At 67.9% G+C, this 15804-nt stretch carries 15 protein-coding genes and 1 pseudogene; 7 read left to right on the top strand and 9 right to left on the bottom strand.

From position 1 onward, the window contains the following. Positions 1-11: 11 nt before the first annotated feature. Complete coding sequence (locus tag DIE22_RS25525) at positions 12-1064, bottom strand: polysaccharide biosynthesis/export family protein (protein ID WP_124500001.1); 1053 nt, start codon at positions 1062-1064, stop codon at positions 12-14. 195 nt (positions 1065-1259) lie between these two features. Further along, the gene (locus DIE22_RS25520; protein WP_124500000.1) at positions 1260-2663 is read right to left on the bottom strand and encodes an undecaprenyl-phosphate glucose phosphotransferase; all 1404 of its coding nucleotides are present in this window, start codon (positions 2661-2663) and stop codon (positions 1260-1262) included. A gap of 250 nt (positions 2664-2913) precedes the next feature. Between DIE22_RS25520 and DIE22_RS38310 the strand changes: the two genes are divergently transcribed. Together DIE22_RS38310 and DIE22_RS25515 are read left to right on the top strand one after the other, a co-directional pair. Further along, positions 2914-3072, top strand: coding sequence for a hypothetical protein (locus DIE22_RS38310; protein ID WP_185640682.1), 159 nt, complete (start codon positions 2914-2916; stop codon positions 3070-3072). Between the two features lie 1124 nt (positions 3073-4196). Beyond that, a complete protein-coding gene (locus DIE22_RS25515) occupies positions 4197-5039 on the top strand; it encodes a peptidyl-prolyl cis-trans isomerase (protein WP_124499999.1) in 843 nt (280 codons plus the stop codon). A gap of 85 nt (positions 5040-5124) precedes the next feature. On the opposite strand, the gene DIE22_RS25510 is transcribed toward DIE22_RS25515, so the two are convergent. From DIE22_RS25510 to DIE22_RS25490, 5 genes are all read right to left on the bottom strand, one after another. Beyond that, positions 5125-5607 carry an RES family NAD+ phosphorylase gene (locus DIE22_RS25510; RefSeq protein WP_124499998.1) on the bottom strand — a complete coding sequence of 161 codons (483 nt, stop codon included), beginning with the start codon at positions 5605-5607 and terminating at the stop codon, positions 5125-5127. A 368-nt stretch (positions 5608-5975) separates the two neighbouring features. After that, positions 5976-6296, bottom strand: coding sequence for a helix-turn-helix domain-containing protein (locus DIE22_RS25505; RefSeq protein ID WP_124499997.1), 321 nt, complete (start codon positions 6294-6296; stop codon positions 5976-5978). Next, positions 6293-6634 (bottom strand): SymE family type I addiction module toxin, encoded by a 342-nt coding sequence (locus DIE22_RS25500; RefSeq protein ID WP_124499996.1) that lies wholly within the window; start codon positions 6632-6634, stop codon positions 6293-6295. Before DIE22_RS25500 ends, DIE22_RS25505 begins: the two co-directional genes overlap by 4 nt. Positions 6635-7043: 409 nt before the next feature. Continuing rightward, entirely contained in the window at positions 7044-7853 is an 810-nt protein-coding gene (locus tag DIE22_RS25495; protein WP_124499995.1) for a TlpA disulfide reductase family protein, read from the bottom strand. 551 nt (positions 7854-8404) lie between these two features. Then, the gene (locus DIE22_RS25490) at positions 8405-9388 is read right to left on the bottom strand and encodes a hypothetical protein (protein WP_124499994.1); all 984 of its coding nucleotides are present in this window, start codon (positions 9386-9388) and stop codon (positions 8405-8407) included. Positions 9389-9571: 183 nt separating this feature from the next. On the opposite strand from DIE22_RS25490, the pseudogene DIE22_RS39340 reads away from it, so the two are divergent. Continuing rightward, positions 9572-9661, top strand: a pseudogene (locus tag DIE22_RS39340) (class I SAM-dependent methyltransferase); the annotation flags it as partial. An 80-nt stretch (positions 9662-9741) separates the two neighbouring features. Here DIE22_RS39340 and DIE22_RS25480 read toward each other — a convergent pair. Next, positions 9742-10218 (bottom strand): GNAT family N-acetyltransferase, encoded by a 477-nt coding sequence (locus tag DIE22_RS25480; protein WP_124606359.1) that lies wholly within the window; start codon positions 10216-10218, stop codon positions 9742-9744. A gap of 131 nt (positions 10219-10349) precedes the next feature. Here DIE22_RS25480 and DIE22_RS25475 point away from each other — a divergent pair, with 131 nt between their 5' ends. Next, complete coding sequence (locus DIE22_RS25475) at positions 10350-11828, top strand: PLP-dependent aminotransferase family protein (RefSeq protein ID WP_124499992.1); 1479 nt, start codon at positions 10350-10352, stop codon at positions 11826-11828. Positions 11829-11856: 28 nt separating this feature from the next. On the opposite strand, the gene DIE22_RS25470 is transcribed toward DIE22_RS25475, so the two are convergent. Next, positions 11857-12894 (bottom strand): aldo/keto reductase, encoded by a 1038-nt coding sequence (locus tag DIE22_RS25470; RefSeq protein ID WP_124499991.1) that lies wholly within the window; start codon positions 12892-12894, stop codon positions 11857-11859. Between the two features lie 128 nt (positions 12895-13022). Between DIE22_RS25470 and DIE22_RS25465 the strand changes: the two genes are divergently transcribed. The 3 genes from DIE22_RS25465 to DIE22_RS25455 all read left to right on the top strand — a co-directional run bounded on the left by DIE22_RS25465 (position 13023) and on the right by DIE22_RS25455 (position 15770). Then, entirely contained in the window at positions 13023-13910 is an 888-nt protein-coding gene (locus tag DIE22_RS25465) for a LysR family transcriptional regulator (protein ID WP_124499990.1), read from the top strand. 187 nt (positions 13911-14097) lie between these two features. Beyond that, positions 14098-14397 carry a helix-turn-helix transcriptional regulator gene (locus DIE22_RS25460; protein WP_124606358.1) on the top strand — a complete coding sequence of 100 codons (300 nt, stop codon included), beginning with the start codon at positions 14098-14100 and terminating at the stop codon, positions 14395-14397. A 20-nt stretch (positions 14398-14417) separates the two neighbouring features. Then, positions 14418-15770, top strand: a complete 1353-nt coding sequence (locus DIE22_RS25455) for a pyridoxal phosphate-dependent decarboxylase family protein (RefSeq protein ID WP_124606357.1) — start codon at positions 14418-14420, stop codon at positions 15768-15770. Positions 15771-15804 lie beyond the last annotated feature (34 nt).

Genomic DNA, 15804 nt, shown 5'->3' with positions numbered 1-15804 from the left:
ACGGCTTTCGGTCATTTCGTGACGATCGCGCCCGTCAAACCGGCATTGATCGCCGGCAACAACAGATTCAGCACGCGGCTGAACCGGACGAGGCTGTTGCTGTCGACGTAGACGACATCCTTCGGCTGAAGGTCGAACTGATTGGCGAGCACCATCGCGACGGGCGAGCGGGCGTCGAGGTGGAACACGCGCGGCGCATCGCCCGACGCACCGCGGATCACATAGAGTTGCGCGGCATCGGCGCTCGCGCTATTGAAGCTGCCGGCCTGCGATAGCGCGTCGCTCAGCGTCAGCCGGCCCGTGCGCAGCGGCAGCGCCGTCATCGGCCGGGTCACCTCGCCCATCACGTAAGCGCCGTTCTCCTCGCGCGGCACCACGCGCAACAGATCGCCGTCGCGCAGCAGCAGGCCGGCGGGATTCGTGCCGCGCGCCAGCATGCCGGGCAGGTCGAGCGGATACGACACGCCGCCGCGTACCAGCACGAGGCGGCTCTGATCGGCCGCCGGCATGAAGCCGCCCGCGCGGCCGACCGCTTCGTACAGCGTCATCGGTACGTCGTTGAGCGGTACGGTGCCGGGCGTGCGCACCTCGCCGTCGACATGAATCTGCTTCGCGCGGAACGACGCGACGCGCACCGTGACCTTCGGCGCGACGAAATAGCGCGCGAGCGCGGCCGAGATCGCCCGGCGTGCGCCGTCGACGGTGAGGCCGGCGACCGGCACGTTGCCTGCATAGGGCACCTGCACGTTGCCCGCGTCGTCGATCACGAACCCTTGCGGCGGATCGGCCGGCCGTGCATTGGTCTGCTGCGACGGCCCTTGCGCGACGGCCAGCTCCGGGTGGTCCCAGACGGTGACCTGCAGCACGTCGCCGGCGCCGAGCGTATAGGCGGCGGGGCGGCCGAGCAGCGCGTCGGCCTGGTTCGCGTCGGCCGCACGCGCGTCGGCCTTCAAATGGCGGATCAGCGTCGCATCGATCTCGGCGATCGGCACCGGCAGCGTCGCGGCGGGTTCATGCGCGTTGCCGTTCGAACCCGGCAGGCTGGTCGTGGCGGGCATCTTCATCCCCGGCGCGAACGCACAGCCCGACAACACCGCGCAGCAAAGCGCACCGACGCAAGCGCGCAAGGTGCCACGCGCAGGCGATGGAGCGATCGCGGACGTGCGATGGCGGCGACCGCCGAAGGATCGGAAGAGAGATAACTTCAAGGTATGGCCTATTCGGGCGTGTGGGGCGGCTGGACGATGTGCATGCGGTGCTCAGTACGCGTTCTGATGACCGAATCCGCGCAACACCGTCGCACCGATGATTCGTAGGTCCAGCGCGAACGACCAGTTGCGCAGGTAGTACAGGTCGTACTCGACGCGGGACTGCATGCTTTCGAGTTGTTCGGTCGCGCCGCGCAGCCCGTTGACCTGCGCCCAGCCGGTGATGCCGGGCTTGATCCGGTACCGGTGGATGTAGCCGTCGACGAGCGTGCGGTACTGCGCGTCGTGCTCCACCGCATGCGGTCGCGGGCCGACCACCGACATGTCGCCGAACAGCACGTTGACGAACTGCGGCAGCTCGTCGAGGCTCGTGCGCCGCAGGAATGCGCCGACCTTCGTCACGCGCGGGTCGTTGCGCGTGGCCTGCGCAACCGTGCCGGGTTGTTCGACGTGCACGCGCATCGTGCGGAACTTGTAGATGTCGAACGTCTGGCCATCCGCGCCGCGCCGCTTCTGCGTGAACAGCACGGGGCCGGGCGACGTCACCTTGATCGCCGCGGCGACGACGAGCAGCAGCGGCATCAGCCCGACCAGCACGACGGCCGCGAACACACGGTCGAAGATCGCCTTCGTGACGCGCGCGCCGCGCGACAGCGGCGGAGCGGCCAGCGAGATCGCCGGTTCACCGAGAATGTCCTCGACGTGGCTGCCGAACAGCGCATGCTTGCTGACGTCCGGCATCAGGCGCAGTTCGACGAAATCGTTGCGGAATTCGTCGATCACGCGCGTGATCGTGGCGTCGTCGTCAAGCGGCAGCGCGATCCAGATCTCGTCCGCGCCTTCGGTGCGGGCAAGCGCGGCGAACGATGCAAGGTCGGCGGCGACGAAAGTGCCTTTGCCGAACGTGAACGCGCGCCCGGTCGTGCGATAGGCGCCGACGAACCGGTAGCGCGACGCGCCGGCCGTGTCGATCGATTCGGCGAGGCGTTCGAGCCATTCGTCGCCGCCGACGATCGCGACGCGGGACGGCGTGCCCGGCACATGCAGGCTGCGGTGGCGCGCGACGCTCAGCCCGACCCGGAACACGACGAGCGCGATCCCGACACCGATCGTCCAGCCGAAGAACCACGTCAGCAACGTCGTCGTGACGGGCGCCAGCGCGATCATCTTCAGTAAAACGAAACACTGAACGACAAACCAAAGGGCGAGCGTGCGCAGTGCGTAGCGAATGGCCGGCCGCGTGCGGCCGTCGAGGCCGATGCCGGCGAGCCGCAGCATGAACGCCGCGAGCAGCGTGCTGACGCCGATCAGGACCCATTCGATTCGGAATGCAGCGAGACTCCACATTGAACCTCGATGCGTGATTCCCGCGATGACGACGATAAGGAGGATATCGACGGCGCATATGGCACGTGCGCTACCTTTTTCCCGCTGGCGTTTCATACCTATGCTCATTCTGCTTGGTGCACGGTCATTCCGGTGTTGCGGCATGGACTGACTGCATGCGTATCGGGGCGAACCGGATCCGACATCGATATTTAAAGGTGACGGTTGGCAAGGAAGACGAGTTTATGGAGGGGGCGATCCGGGAACCATCTGACAACGCGTCATCCTGCGAAGAAAAGGGATCGGACAAGTACTATTTCGGTGCAGTTGCCGAGACGGTGAAGCAACGAAACGTCGACGCGAGGGCGGTGGGACGGGCGTGATCGACGCGATCCGTGCAAGCGGCGCGAGCACGTTCCGGCGCAGGATTGCCGCGACGCTCATGGCCGCGTCGATCGTGCAGACGACGATTTCGTGGCGCGGTCCGGGTTCGTTCTTCATGCTTTTCACTCGTCGTTGCCGTTGGGTGCATTTCTGAAACGCGTGGTGCGGGCGGCTTCGTTCAATCGGCCGCCGACATCGCGGCACCTTGTCCGCTGCATTCGGGCAGTACGGCGAGTCTATGAACGACGGCGGCGCGCGGCCATCGGCCAACAGGCGAACGGTGCGAGAAAGAGGCTCGGACCTGTCCGAGGCGGATTCGGACTCCGGAGCGACGAGGTCAAGGATGGTTAAACGAGGGGGCGGTCGGAAGAACGTGCGGGTGGCGCGGGTGGCTGCGTTAAGAACGACGCCGCCTGCGAGAGGCGGCGTCAAGACGGAGATACAACGTTCACGTCGAAAGACCGGAGCAGCAGAGCCGGTCACCCCGCAGCGCCATTGTCCCGAACGACGTTTCAGCGGGAAATAAGCCCGGTCTGATTCATGCGCGCTGCGTGATCGATGTCAGACCTGTCAGATGGAGATCGGTGTCGTCTACGCCTCCAAGACGAGCGTTTCATCCGGCATGGAGTCCTGACAATGAGCGACGCGGATTGCCGTGAGGTAGATGCGGCGTCAGGCACGACCGCGAGACGGAGCCGGCGCGTGAGCACGAGCACGCCCGTGGCGCGGTGGAGGACTGAAGTCATCCGGAATCGGACTCGTCTGATTGTGCAGCAGCCCTTCGCCCTTCGATAATGCACTGCTCGGGGAAACCGCATGGTGTGCGCCCGATACCTCGTATCCGAAGCATGTCTTCGTTCGTCACGCTGCCCGGTTTCGGGCAGCGTCCTTTTTCCGGATGAGTGCTCGAACGGATCGCGCGATGCACGCCGGGCCGACACACGTGAATGCCTTGCGGTGGCCGGTGGGCTCGGCCGCTTTCGACCCTTCAGGTCGCAGGTTGGTAGAACGCATGCCTCATGCGAGCGCAGGGCATTCACGCCTGTCCGCGGGCGGGTGCCCGCGCCGGTCGCATGCAAGCGGCCCGTGCCGGTGGAGTCCTGTCACCGGCACGGGCCCGGTACGTCCGGCTCTGATCCCTGGCGCGCCGTGCGCTTTCGTACGCGCATGCGTGGCCATCCCGGTGCCGATCCGCTCGGCTGCCCACTGCGGCGAAGCCGCTTTCCCCCTCGCCGCCATCGCGTGCGGGGTCTCCACTCCCTGATGAAGGACGTCCTCATGAAGAAGCATCGCATTTCCATCGTCTCCACCGTGATCGCACTCGCGTGTGCCAGCGGCATGACTGCCGCGCACGCCGCCGGCCCGCAACCCGACTCGGCGCTGCCGCCGGGCGTCGAGGCTGTCGTGAACGACGTGCCGATTCCGCGTAGCGACGTCGACGGCGCGGTCAAGGCATCCGGTCAGCCCGACACGCCCGCGCTGCGCGCACAGGTGAAGCAGAACCTGATCATCCGGCAACTGTTCGAGCAGGCCGCCGACAAGGCGGATTACGGCGCCCGCCCCGAAGTGAACAAGGCCGTGATGCAGGCTCGCACGGTGGCGGCGACGGATCTCTACCTGCGTGAAATGGCCCGCCCGCAGCCGGTGACCGACGCGCAGGTCAAGGCGCGCTACGACCAGATCGTCGCGAGCGCCGCACCGTTCCAGTACCGCGCGGAAGTGATTGCTGTCGGCACCCCGGCAGAAGCGAACGAAGTGGCCGCGGAACTGAAGAAGGGCATCGGGTTCGACGCGCTCGGGAAAAAGTACAACACGGCGCCGAACGGCGGTATCGCCGAATGGGTCGATCTGCATACGCCGGTGGCGGAAGGAAACACGGACGGTGTGCCGGTGGCGCTTGCGCAGGCGATCACGTCGCTGCAGCCGGGTGCCGTTTCGGACCCGATCCGGATCGGCAATGCTGTCGCGTTCGTGAAGCTGGATCAGAAGCGGAAGACCGTCGTGCCGACGTTCGACGCGGCGAAGAACGTGCTGCGCCAGCAGCTCGAAGCGCAGGCGGACCAGCGGGCGATGGCCGCGCTGGTCGAGAAGCTTGCCGCGCAGGCGACGATCCGGCAGTAAGCAGGGGGTGGGCGAAGGGCTGCCTGGTGTGTCTGACGCGTTGTCGGTAGACAGTCGGGTCGCCCGCCTTTCGTTCGCGTCGAAGTTACTTCACCGCGCGGCCGAACAAGCGCGGGTCCAGTGTAAACGGTTCGGTGCGGATGACCTGGACGGCGCTCATGCCGGAATGCGTCGGTTTCAGCAGCAGGTTGGTGTCGGTCGGGCACACGACTGACGGCACGCGCATCACCAGTTGTTCGCCCGCTGCAAGCCATTGCCGGCCCAGCTCGATCGTCGGTTCGGGGTCGCATGTCAGGTTTGCCCAGCCGTCCGGTAGTGCAGGGGTGAACGCGCCGTCATATGCGGCGTCCGGTACTTCTAACGTTACCAGGCAATATCCGCCGGCCGGCATCAAGCCAGCCATATGGACCAACGCTTCCAGCCGCGCGGTCGATGCGTGCGCGCACGTGTACACGACGCGCATGCCACGCGGGTTCCAGCGCCCGCCTGCCAGCGCCGCGCCATTCCCGCTCAGATCGTCGGCACGGTAATAGCCGCGCCGTTCCTTGGCGAGCCGATATACCCTCATGCACCGATTTAGTCGAACTTGGGAGACCGAGACTCGCGAGCAATGTCTGGATTTAGATCTGTTCGGATGAGAGTCAAGACTCTCTCGTTTGGCAGACTTGGGGATGCGCCGAAAGAGGGCGAATCGGCACTGTTCACCGCGCGATTTCCGACGCGCAATGACGAGCCACAGAATCAGCCTCGTCCGATTGGTTGTCACGATCGTTCACGTTAAATTGAAGAGGTGTGGTGCCGGAGGGGCTTCGGCGGCGGCCGTTGGGCCCGGTCGCAGTCATGCTATTCGTCGATAGCGCTACTCCTAACGCTGCCTCATGCGAGCGCCGAGGATATTCCGGTACCACACACTGCTTCTCGCGGACGCGGAGCGTGTCAGATCGACACGGTGATACCCGCCGAACGCGACTGCCCGGCAGGCCGTACCACGATCTCCACGTGCTGGCCAAACGACACCAGCGTCTGAAACAGCAGATCCAGCGAAACGTTCCGGATCCTGTCGCGCTGCTCCGGGGTGACTATCGGCCGCGCCATCTCGGCCAGTGCCGCGGCCTCGGTCTCACTCAGGCCGCGCGACACGATCAGCGCGTTGATCTTGAGCACGAGCGCGGACTTGGCCGACAGTGCGTCCGCATCGTCGAAGTCGAGATCGGCCGGCACGTTGTCAGGGTATTGGCGTGAGTTGCTGTAATTCATTGCGCGTCCCCCGCGATCACCGAAAACCGCCGCCGCTGCGGTCCCGTTGCCGAATCGACATCGGGTGATCCATCGTTCCCGAAATGCGCGCTGTCCTCGTCGTCGATCGGCGTGATCACCAGCCGCTTGTGCGTCACCTCGATCCGCAAACGTTGATCGGGCTCGAACCCCGCTGCCTCGATCCATCGACCGGACAGCTTCATCCACAGATGGAGGACGGGCGGCGCCATGTCGGTGAGCCTGAGGTGCGGGACGATGCGACGAGTTTGACAAGACGTCCGAGTGTCGACAAAAAAGTCTTGAAAACGAACCGGTGCGATATGATTCGCGTCAGCCATGGCTAACTCCTGCTGAGAGTTGGTTGTGGTCAGCGGCTCGCCGGTGTTGTGGCATCGGCGGGCCGCGCTCGTTTACGCAGCGCATTTCGACCTTCAGTCATTCACATGCTTGGCATGACGAAATGAATGGATCTTCGAAGCGAAAACGTGAAACCACTCTAGCCGAGGTTGGTCGCTATCAGGTGCTGGTTAGGTGCGTTTTCATCGACACGGGTCATCAGCCGATGTCTTGCATGCCTGAAGTCCAATGACCCCAGGCCAGACGCGCTGGTTCGCCGAACCGTCACTTCATTGCAGATGTGTCAGAAATCGTGTCGGTCGAATGCTTCGGCTCGCCAGACGCACGTCGCACGAGGATGTCATGTGCGTCGTGCCGGTAGCGTTCGAACTCGCGCGTAAGGCGCGGCAGTCAGGGGCCGAAGCGTGCGTTCACGATGTCCTTCAGCCGCGCGGCGGTGATCTCGCCCATGTGCGATTCGACGAGATTGCCTTGCGCGTCGAAGAAGAGCGTCGTCGGCAGCCCGCGCGAACCGTAGGCCTTCATCGTGTGCAGCGTGCGATCGAGCAGCACGTGGTCGAACCGCAGCGCCTTCCGTTCGAGGAACGCGCGCACCGTCTGCGCGTCTTCGCCCTGGTTGACCATCAGCACCGTGATGTCCGGATGATCCTGCTGCGCCTGCGCGAGGATCGGCATTTCGCGTTGGCACGGCGCGCACCAGGTGGCCCACAGATTGACGACGACCGGTTTGCCGGCGAAGCGCTGCGGCGCGACCGGCGTTGCGTCGAGCGCTTCGAGCTGCATCGCGGCAAGCGGCGGCGCGCCGCGCTGCAACGACACGAGCGTGCCCTGTGCGATGCCCCATGCAGCGAGCCCCGCCAGCATGCCGGCCATCACCGGGCGACGCAGCGCGGGCAGGCGGCGCAGCCGCCAGCCGGCGAACACGAGCGCCGCGGCGAGGCCGATGCGCCAGTCGAAGCCGCCGTCGCCGAGCGCGACGATCGAGCGCGGTGCGGCTGAATACTCGGACCACCATCGAGCGACATAGCCGGCGCGCGCGGCGATCAGGCCAAGCAGCAGCGTGTCGAGGATCAGGCTCGACGCGGTCTTGTGCTGGCCGTCCGGCGGGCGGCGCTGCATGAAACGCGCGACGAGCCACGCCAGCAGCGCGGCGGCGGCTACCGCGATGACGCGGATCGAGAAGGGACCGATGCTCAACATAGGAAGGAAAGAGAGTGACGTGGCCGGGGCGGGCAGGACGATTGCCGGCCGGAGACGGTGAAGCCATCAGCGGGCAGGCGGCGTTTCGACACGGGGTCGTGCATGCGGGTTCCCTTCGCGGTCCCGACCGGGTGTGCCACATCCGGCCGTTCCGGTCGCCGCCGCGTGCGCATCGTCAGGAGCACGTCATTTTCATGCACCCGCGGCGCGAATCAGACCGGGCTGATGGTCAGCGAACGGCCGTTCGTCAACAATGGGCCGGCCGGGTTGGAGTGGTGTCCGCCGGCATCCCGGACAGGGATCTCTCCTTGACGGCCGCTCGCCCCCGGGCGGCCGATTTTTTATCGTCGGGCGTGCGGGTGTGAATGTCTTGTGGCGGTCGGTGGGCGCGGCCGCGAGCCGATTCGGATCGGTTGGTTCCGGAACAGGAACGCTGCCAGATGCGAGCACAGGGCATTCACTCGCGCATCGCATGACGATCGGTCCCGCCCGGTGCCGTGCGCGGCGTCGACGGCCGGCGCGCGGCGCTGTCGCCGGCATTGGCCGGATTGCTAGCCGCCGAGCCGATACGCGGTAAAGAACTCGTACCACGGCGAACCTTGCGCCACGGGTATCCCGAGCGCCGACGTCCGCTGCTTCAATACCGTGAACACGCCGTTGATGCGCGCGGTCTGCGCGGCATCGCTGAATGGACGCGGCTTCGCCCTGCCGGCCGCGAACGCGCCGTAGGCGATCGCGAGCAGGCGCGCGCTGTCGTCGATCGAGACGATCGAGCCGTTGATCGCTTCGACGAAGCGAGGCCTGTCCTCTTCACGCGATGCGGCGATGCACTGGAACACGATCGCCGACACCTCGTGCAGGTCGTTCGCGCGCAGCAATGCCGGCAGGCGCGCGGCGATCCTGTCGGCCGGTTCTTCGTGCAGCGCAGCGCCGAAGTCGAGCACGGCGGCCATCGGATTGCGGTCCTGCTTCACGCGATCGAGCGCGGACGCGGACGCAGCGGCCGCCGCTTGCGCGTCGTCGCCGGGCGCGGTGCTGAGCACGTCCGCCACCTGCTGCGTCCATTCCGGAAAGATCATCCGCACGTTGCCGAACTGCTCGCCGCCTTGCGCGGCCGGATTCCACCGGTAGACGATCGTGCCGCCGTGAATGAACGGCGAATACAGGTGCTCGGGCGTTTGCGGCAGCGGCCGCCGGTCGATCGGCAGCCACGCGAGCGTCAGCCAGTCGTAGCGGCCGGTGGCGGGCACCGACGGGCTGGAACCCGCGACGACCTGCCAGGTGCCGCGGTTCGCATAGCGCCGGCGAGCATCGGGCACCGCGACGGTCTGCTGTTTCGCGGTATCGAAGTAGGTGGTGCCGGTCACGTTCGCGCCGCTGTCCGGAGCCGGCGTGAGGGTGGCGATGACCCACGATGCACCGTCGGCCGAACGATAGTCGGACGGCTGCAGCGTGGCCACGTCGTGCACCATGCGCGTTTCGGCGGCGACGGGGCTCGGCGGCAGATGGGCGGGACCGGCGACGATACTCGGCATGGACTTTCCTCGGAATCGGGTGCGTATCGGCAAACGCGAACCGAACGCGCACGACAGGCGGCGCAGGTTGCTCTCCGTAACTGTAGAACGTCGTGGCCGGAAACGGAAACCGGCGCAGCCGCCCCAGGTCGCGCAACGCACAACGCACAACGCACAACGCGCTCCGCCGCTTCTGCTTACCATGCGCCCGCGATGCTCGACGCCGCGCGGTGCGCGGATTCCGCGCACCGCCACGCGCTTGCCGACGCCGCCTCGCTGCCGTCCGAAGCAGCGGTCGCGCGTGCCGCTGTTCCAGGGGATCAAGGCACGGCAGCTGGATCGAAGCCGTCGCGGCCGCGCGGCGTGCGGCACGATCAGTGCGGCAAGACCTTTCGGTAGATCGCGAATCCGGTCTTCTCCGCGACCGTGTCGTAGAGCCGCATCGCCGTGTGATTCGTTTCGTGCGTCTGCCAGTACACGCGTTCGGCGCGCTGTTGCCGCGCGGCGTCGTACACGGCTTCGATCAAGGCGCGGCCCACGCCCTTGCCGCGTTCGGTGTCGAGCGTGAAGAGATCCTGCAGATAGCAGGTCGGCCCGATCAGCGTCGTGCTGCGGTTATACAGGAAATGCACGAGCCCGACGAGCCGGCCGTCGCGTTCCGCGACACGCGCATGCACGGGTTCGTAGCCGTCGAAGAAGCGCGACCACGTGAGCTCGGTGATCTCGCGCGGCAGCGCGGTATCGCCGAAGCGGCCGTAGAAGCGGTTGTAGCCGTCCCACAGCGGCAGCCAGGCGTCGAAATCGTCTTCCCGCACGGAGCGTACGGTCAGGCCGGCGTCGGTAGTGTTCATGGTCGCGCACCTCATCGATGGTGATGGAATGAAGCGCTGCCGGCGCGGCCGGCAACGGGAGCAGACGTTTACGATAGAAAGTTCGTGGCACCATGTGTAGACCCATGACGTCCGCACTTTCTGGAGCCACGATGGATTACGCCGTCCTGTTGTCGACCTTCGAGCGCGAAGCGGGGCCGCGGGCGGCCGCGCGGATGTCGCAGCAGCAGCGGCTGTACGCATGCCTGCGCGACGCAATCCTGAGCGGCCGGATCGCCGAAGGCGCGCGGCTCGCTGCATCGCGCACGCTTGCCGGCGAACTCGGCATCGCACGCAACTCGGTGCTGTACGCATACGAGCGACTGGCGTCGGAAGGGTTCGTGACCGGCACGCGGCAGGGTACGGTGGTTGCGCGGATGGGCTTGCGCGGCGCGCAGGTCGCCGCTGCGGCGCCCGCCGGCGATACGACGGTGCTGTCGCGGCGCGTTGCGCGGGCCGAGCGCGCGACGAGCGGTGTCGACGAATCGCTGCCGTTCATGCCGGGCGTGCCGGCCGTCGACGAATTCCCGCTCGCGCAGTGGCGGCGCTGCATCGAACGTGCATGGCGCACGGCCGGGCCGGCGCAGCTCGGCTACCAGTCGGCGGAGGGCGATGCGGTGCTGCGCGACGCGATCGCCGGCTATCTGCGCGCGTCGCGCGGCGTGCGCTGTGACGCCGCGCAGGTGATCGTCACCGACGGCACGCAAGGTGCGCTGGACCTGTGCGCCCGTGCGTTGGCCGACGCGGGCGATGTCGCGTGGATCGAGAACCCCGGCTACCACGGCGCGCGCAATGCGTTTCTCGCGGCCGACCTGCGCGTCGAGCCGATCGGCGTCGATGCGCAGGGGCTCGCGCCGCATCCGGACGACTGGCGCGATCGTCCGCCGAAGCTCGTCTACATCACGCCGTCGCACCAGTATCCGCTCGGCGCGGTGATGAGCCTCGAACGGCGGCTTGCGCTCGTCGCGCATGCGCGTGCGGCCGGCGCCTGGATCGTCGAGGACGACTACGACAGCGAGTTCCGCCACCACGGTACGCCGCATGCGGCCGTGCAGGGGCTTGCCGACGACGTGCCCGTGATCTATCTCGGCACCTTCAGCAAGGTGATGTTTCCCGCGTTGCGGCTCGGCTTCATGGTCGTGCCGCCCGCGCTGGCGCAACCGCTGCGCGACGCGGCGGGCGCGTTGATGCTGCAGGGCCGCGCGGTCGAGCAGCGCGCGCTCGCGGATTTCATCGGCGCCGGGCATTTCACGCGGCATCTGCGACGCATGCGCCGTGTGTATGCCGAGCGGCGCGACGCGTTGCACGATGCGCTGACGCGGCGACTGGGCACGCGGCTGACGGTGTCGGGCGGCGCGGGCGGCATGCATCTGTCCGCGCGGCTCGACGTGCCGGTGGCCGACACGGCGTTGAGCCGCGTCGCACAGGCGCACGGGCTGATCCTGCGGCCGCTGTCGTCGTTCTGCGTGCCGGGCACCGCGCACGGCTACAACGGGCTCGTGCTCGGCTACGGCGGCGTGCCGGCCGAGCGGATGGACGCGCTCGCGCGCAGGATCGGCGAGATGATCGACCGCGTGCTGGCCGCGCGGTGACGGGCGGCGCGCCTGCCCGCTGCTCCGCTTACCCGCGCATCGGCGGATTGAGCCGCGCGAACGCGTCCTGGCGGCGATACGGGAAGTACGGATACGGCGCTTCGACCGCACTCGCCGCGTCGAGCTTCGCGACCTGCGCGCCGGTCAGCGACCAGCCGACCGCGCCGAGGTTCTGGCGCAACTGTTCCTCGTTGCGCGCGCCGATGATCACCGACGACACGGTCGGGCGCTGCAGCAGCCAGTTCAGTGCGATCTGCGGCACGCTCTTGCCGGTCTCCTCGGCGATCGCGTCGAGTGCATCGACCACGTCATACAGCCGTTCGTCGTCGACCGGCGGCCCGAAGCCGGCCGTGTCGTGCAGGCGGCTGCGCTCGGGCAGCGGTGCGTCGCGGCGGATCTTGCCGGTGAGCCGGCCCCAGCCGAGCGGGCTCCACACCAGTGCGCCGAGGCCCTGGTCCGCGCCGAGCGGCATCAGGTCCCACTCGTAGTCGCGGCCGACGAGCGAATAGTAGACCTGGTTCGCGACGTAGCGCGACCAGCCGTGCCGGTCGGCCGCTGCGAGCGATTTCATGATTTGCCAGCCGGCGAAATTCGATACGCCGATGTAGCGCAGCTTGCCTGCGCGTACCAGGTCGTCCAGCGTCGACATCACTTCCTCGACCGGCGTGGCCGCGTCGAACGCGTGAAGCTGCAGCAGGTCGATGTAGTCGGTATCGAGGCGGCGCAACGCGTCGTCGACCGCGCGGATCAGCCGCGCGCGCGACGTGCCGGCGTCGTTCGGGCCGTCGCCGGTCGGCAGGCCCGTCTTGGTCGAGATCAGCACCTGGTCGCGCCGTCCGCGGATCGCGGCGCCCAGCACCCGCTCGGATGCGCCGTCCGAATATACGTCGGCCGTGTCGAACAGGTTCACGCCGGCTTCGACGCAGATGTCGACCAGGCGGCGCGCTTCGTCGACGCCCGTGTTGCCCCATGCGCCGAACAACGGGCCGGTGCCGCCGAACGTGCCTGCGCCGAAGCTCAGCGCGGGAACCTTGAGGCCGGAGCGGCCGAGCGTGCGGTATTCCATGTCGTGTTTCCTCTCGTCGTCGAGGCCGGTGCGTGCGGGCGCCGGCAAGGTCAGTGCTCACTCTAGCGCTTGCGGTTCATCCGGATAATTGGGCAGACTTCGAAAATATCCTTCGGAGGAAGCGAAGAATGCTGCTCGATAATCTCGCGCTGTTCCTGCGCATCGTGGAAAAGGGCGGGCTGGCCGCGGCCGGCCGCGAGGTCGGCCTGTCGCCGGCCACGGTCTCCGAGCGGCTGACGGCGCTCGAGCGCTACTACGGCGCGGCACTGCTCACGCGCACGACCCGCGCGATCAGCCTGACCGACGAGGGCCGCACGCTGGTCGCGGGCGCGCGGCGCCTGCTCGCCGAGGCCGACGAGCTCGAAAGCCGCGTGCGGCTCGGCGCGCAGACGCTGTCGGGGCCCGTGCGGCTGAGCGCGCCGGCCGATCTCGGGCGGGCGCGCGTCGTGCCGGTCGTCGATGCGTTCCTGGCCGAGCATCCGGGCGTCACGGTCGATCTGCATCTCGGCGACGGCTACGTCGATCTCGTCGGGCAGGGACTCGATTTCGCGATCCGGCGCGGCATGCTCGCGGATAGCGCGCTGCGCAGCCGCTCGCTCGGCCGTTCGCGCCGCGTGGTGTGCGCCGCGCCCGCGTATCTCGCCGCGCACGGCACGCCGCGGCATCCGGACGAACTCGCCGCGCACGACTGCGTCGTGATGCGTTTCGGGCAGGAGCTGTATGCCGAATGGCCGTTCCGCGTCGACGACGAACCGAAGCGCGTGATGGTGCGCGGCCGGCGCGTGGCCAACGATGGCGCGCTCGTGCGCGCGTGGTGCATCGCGGGGCACGGGATTGCGCTGAAGTCGCTGCTCGACGTCGAGCAGGATCTGGCGTCCGGCGCGCTCGTCGAGATTCTTCGCGCGTTTTCGCCGGGAGAAGTCGACCTGCAGATCGTCTATCCGGGCGGCGCCGTACAGCCGCGGCGCGTGCGGGCGCTGATCGAGCGGCTGGCGCAGGCGTTGGCGGCGGGGTGATGCCGAGGTGTTTGCGCCGCGGCTGACGCGCAGCCATGCCCCTGTCGACGTCACAACGTCGAATGCGGCGCAGTGACGGATGGCGCAACTTCCCGCACGACAGCGAACGCACACAGCGCCCGCCGGAGCGGTTGTACACATTTCGTCATTTAGCTAATATTCGAAACGTCAAGCGAAACCGCAACCCATGAACGACGTCATCCGCATCAGCGCACTGGCCAATGAAAGCCGCCTGGCCGTGATGCGCTGGCTCAAGCAGCCGCGCAAGCACTTCCCGCCGCAGCCGCACGGCGACTTCGACGAACTCGGCGTGTGCTGCACCTACATCACCGAGAAGCTCGGCATCGCGCCGGCGACGACCACGCGCCACATGCGCATCCTCGCGGATGCCGGGCTCGTGCAGGCGACGCGCGTCGGCAAGTTCACGTACTACAAGCGGATCGACGATGCGCTGCATCAGTTGGGCCGCGATCTCCTGCAACTTTGACCTTCACCGAGGCAATCGACATGGATGAACTCGCCCTGCTGGCCGACGCCGACCGGCGCGCGCACGCGTATCTCGCGGCGACGACCGCACGGCGCGCGTATCCCGACGCGGCCGCGCTCGCCGGCCTCGCGGCCTTCGACGAGCCGCTGCCCGATACGGGCCGCCCGGCCGACGACGTGCTGCGCCTGCTCGACGAGCGCGGCACGCCCGCGACCGTCGCATCGAACGGCCCGAACTACTTCGGCTTCGTGATCGGCGCGACGCTGCCGGCCGCCGCGGCGGCCGAGCGGCTGATGCTTGCATGGGACCAGTGCGCGTCGTCGTTCGTGAATTCGCCGGTGGCCGCGACGATCGAGCGGCAGGCCGCGCGCTGGGTCGTCGACGTGCTCGGGCTGCCCGAGGACAGCGCGGTCGGCTTCGGCACGAGCGCGACGGCCTGCACGCTGGTCGCGCTGGTTGCCGCGCGGCGTGCGCTGCTCGCGCGCAAGGGCTGGGACGTCGACGAGGACGGCCTGATCGGCGCGCCCGAGGTCAAGGTCGTGGTCTCCGAGCGCGTGCACGTGACGGTGAAGAAGGCGCTGCGCGTGCTCGGCTTCGGGATGAAGCGCGTCATCGTCGCGCCGGTCGACACGCACGGCCGCATCGACCCCGCGCAAGTGCCGCCGCTCGACGACCTGACGATCCTCTGCGTGCAGGCCGGCGAAGTGAACACCGGCGAATTCGATCCGTTCGCGGCGCTGATTCCGCCGGCGAAGGCCGCCGGCGCGTGGGTGCACGTGGACGGCGCGTTCGGGCTGTGGGCGCGCGCGTCGTCGAAGCGCGCGCTGACCGACGGCATCGACGGCGCGGACAGCTGGACGACCGACGGCCACAAGTGGCTCAACACGCCGTACGACGGCGCGATGGTGATCTGCCGCGACGCGGCCGCGCTCGCGACCGCGATGAACAGCGATGCCGTCTACCTGAGCGGCGCGCAGGATGCGCAGAAGAACCTGAACCTCGAATTCTCGCGGCGTGCGCGCGGCATACCGGTGTGGGCCGCGCTGCGCGCGCTCGGCCGCGCCGGCGTGGCGACGATGGTCGAGCGGCATTGCGCGCAGGCACAGCGCGTCGCGGCCGGCCTGCGCGCGGCCGGCTACGACGTGCTGAACCGTGTCGTGCTGAACCAGGTGCTCGTGCGTGCCGGCACCGACGACGAGACGATCGCGATCCTTCAGGCCGCGCAGGATTCGGGCGAAACATGGTTCGGGCAGACCGTGTGGCAGGGGCGGCCGGCGTTCCGGATCAGCGTGTCGTCATGGCGTACCGAGGACGAGCACATCGACCGCCTCGTCGCGTTGCTGACGAAGCTGCGCGGCGTGCACGTGGGCTGAGCGGCCGCGGCGCGTGCGTCTTGCGCGCGCCGCT

The organism is Burkholderia sp. Bp9142, assembly GCF_003853415.1.
In the GTDB taxonomy this organism is placed as follows: domain Bacteria; phylum Pseudomonadota; class Gammaproteobacteria; order Burkholderiales; family Burkholderiaceae; genus Burkholderia.
Note: the sequence above shows the minus strand (reverse complement) of the source record. Positions and strands in the feature narration are given on the sequence as shown.

What these genes read in the sequence shown, in the direction of transcription:
- DIE22_RS25460 (WP_124606358.1), top strand. Translation starts at nt 14,098, where the DNA reads ATGAACGACGTCATCCGCATCAGCGCACTGGCCAATGAAAGCCGCCTG.
- DIE22_RS25465 (WP_124499990.1), top strand. Translation starts at nt 13,023, where the DNA reads ATGCTGCTCGATAATCTCGCGCTGTTCCTGCGCATCGTGGAAAAGGGC.
- DIE22_RS25490 (WP_124499994.1), bottom strand. Translation starts at nt 9,388, where the DNA reads ATGCCGAGTATCGTCGCCGGTCCCGCCCATCTGCCGCCGAGCCCCGTC.
- DIE22_RS25500 (WP_124499996.1), bottom strand. Translation starts at nt 6,634, where the DNA reads ATGGCTGACGCGAATCATATCGCACCGGTTCGTTTTCAAGACTTTTTT.
- DIE22_RS25515 (WP_124499999.1), top strand. Translation starts at nt 4,197, where the DNA reads ATGAAGAAGCATCGCATTTCCATCGTCTCCACCGTGATCGCACTCGCG.
- DIE22_RS25475 (WP_124499992.1), top strand. Translation starts at nt 10,350, where the DNA reads ATGGATTACGCCGTCCTGTTGTCGACCTTCGAGCGCGAAGCGGGGCCG.
- DIE22_RS25525 (WP_124500001.1), bottom strand. Translation starts at nt 1,064, where the DNA reads ATGAAGATGCCCGCCACGACCAGCCTGCCGGGTTCGAACGGCAACGCG.
- DIE22_RS25455 (WP_124606357.1), top strand. Translation starts at nt 14,418, where the DNA reads ATGGATGAACTCGCCCTGCTGGCCGACGCCGACCGGCGCGCGCACGCG.
- DIE22_RS25480 (WP_124606359.1), bottom strand. Translation starts at nt 10,218, where the DNA reads ATGAACACTACCGACGCCGGCCTGACCGTACGCTCCGTGCGGGAAGAC.
- DIE22_RS25495 (WP_124499995.1), bottom strand. Translation starts at nt 7,853, where the DNA reads ATGTTGAGCATCGGTCCCTTCTCGATCCGCGTCATCGCGGTAGCCGCC.
- DIE22_RS25510 (WP_124499998.1), bottom strand. Translation starts at nt 5,607, where the DNA reads ATGAGGGTATATCGGCTCGCCAAGGAACGGCGCGGCTATTACCGTGCC.
- DIE22_RS25470 (WP_124499991.1), bottom strand. Translation starts at nt 12,894, where the DNA reads ATGGAATACCGCACGCTCGGCCGCTCCGGCCTCAAGGTTCCCGCGCTG.
- DIE22_RS25520 (WP_124500000.1), bottom strand. Translation starts at nt 2,663, where the DNA reads ATGAGCATAGGTATGAAACGCCAGCGGGAAAAAGGTAGCGCACGTGCC.
- DIE22_RS25505 (WP_124499997.1), bottom strand. Translation starts at nt 6,296, where the DNA reads ATGAATTACAGCAACTCACGCCAATACCCTGACAACGTGCCGGCCGAT.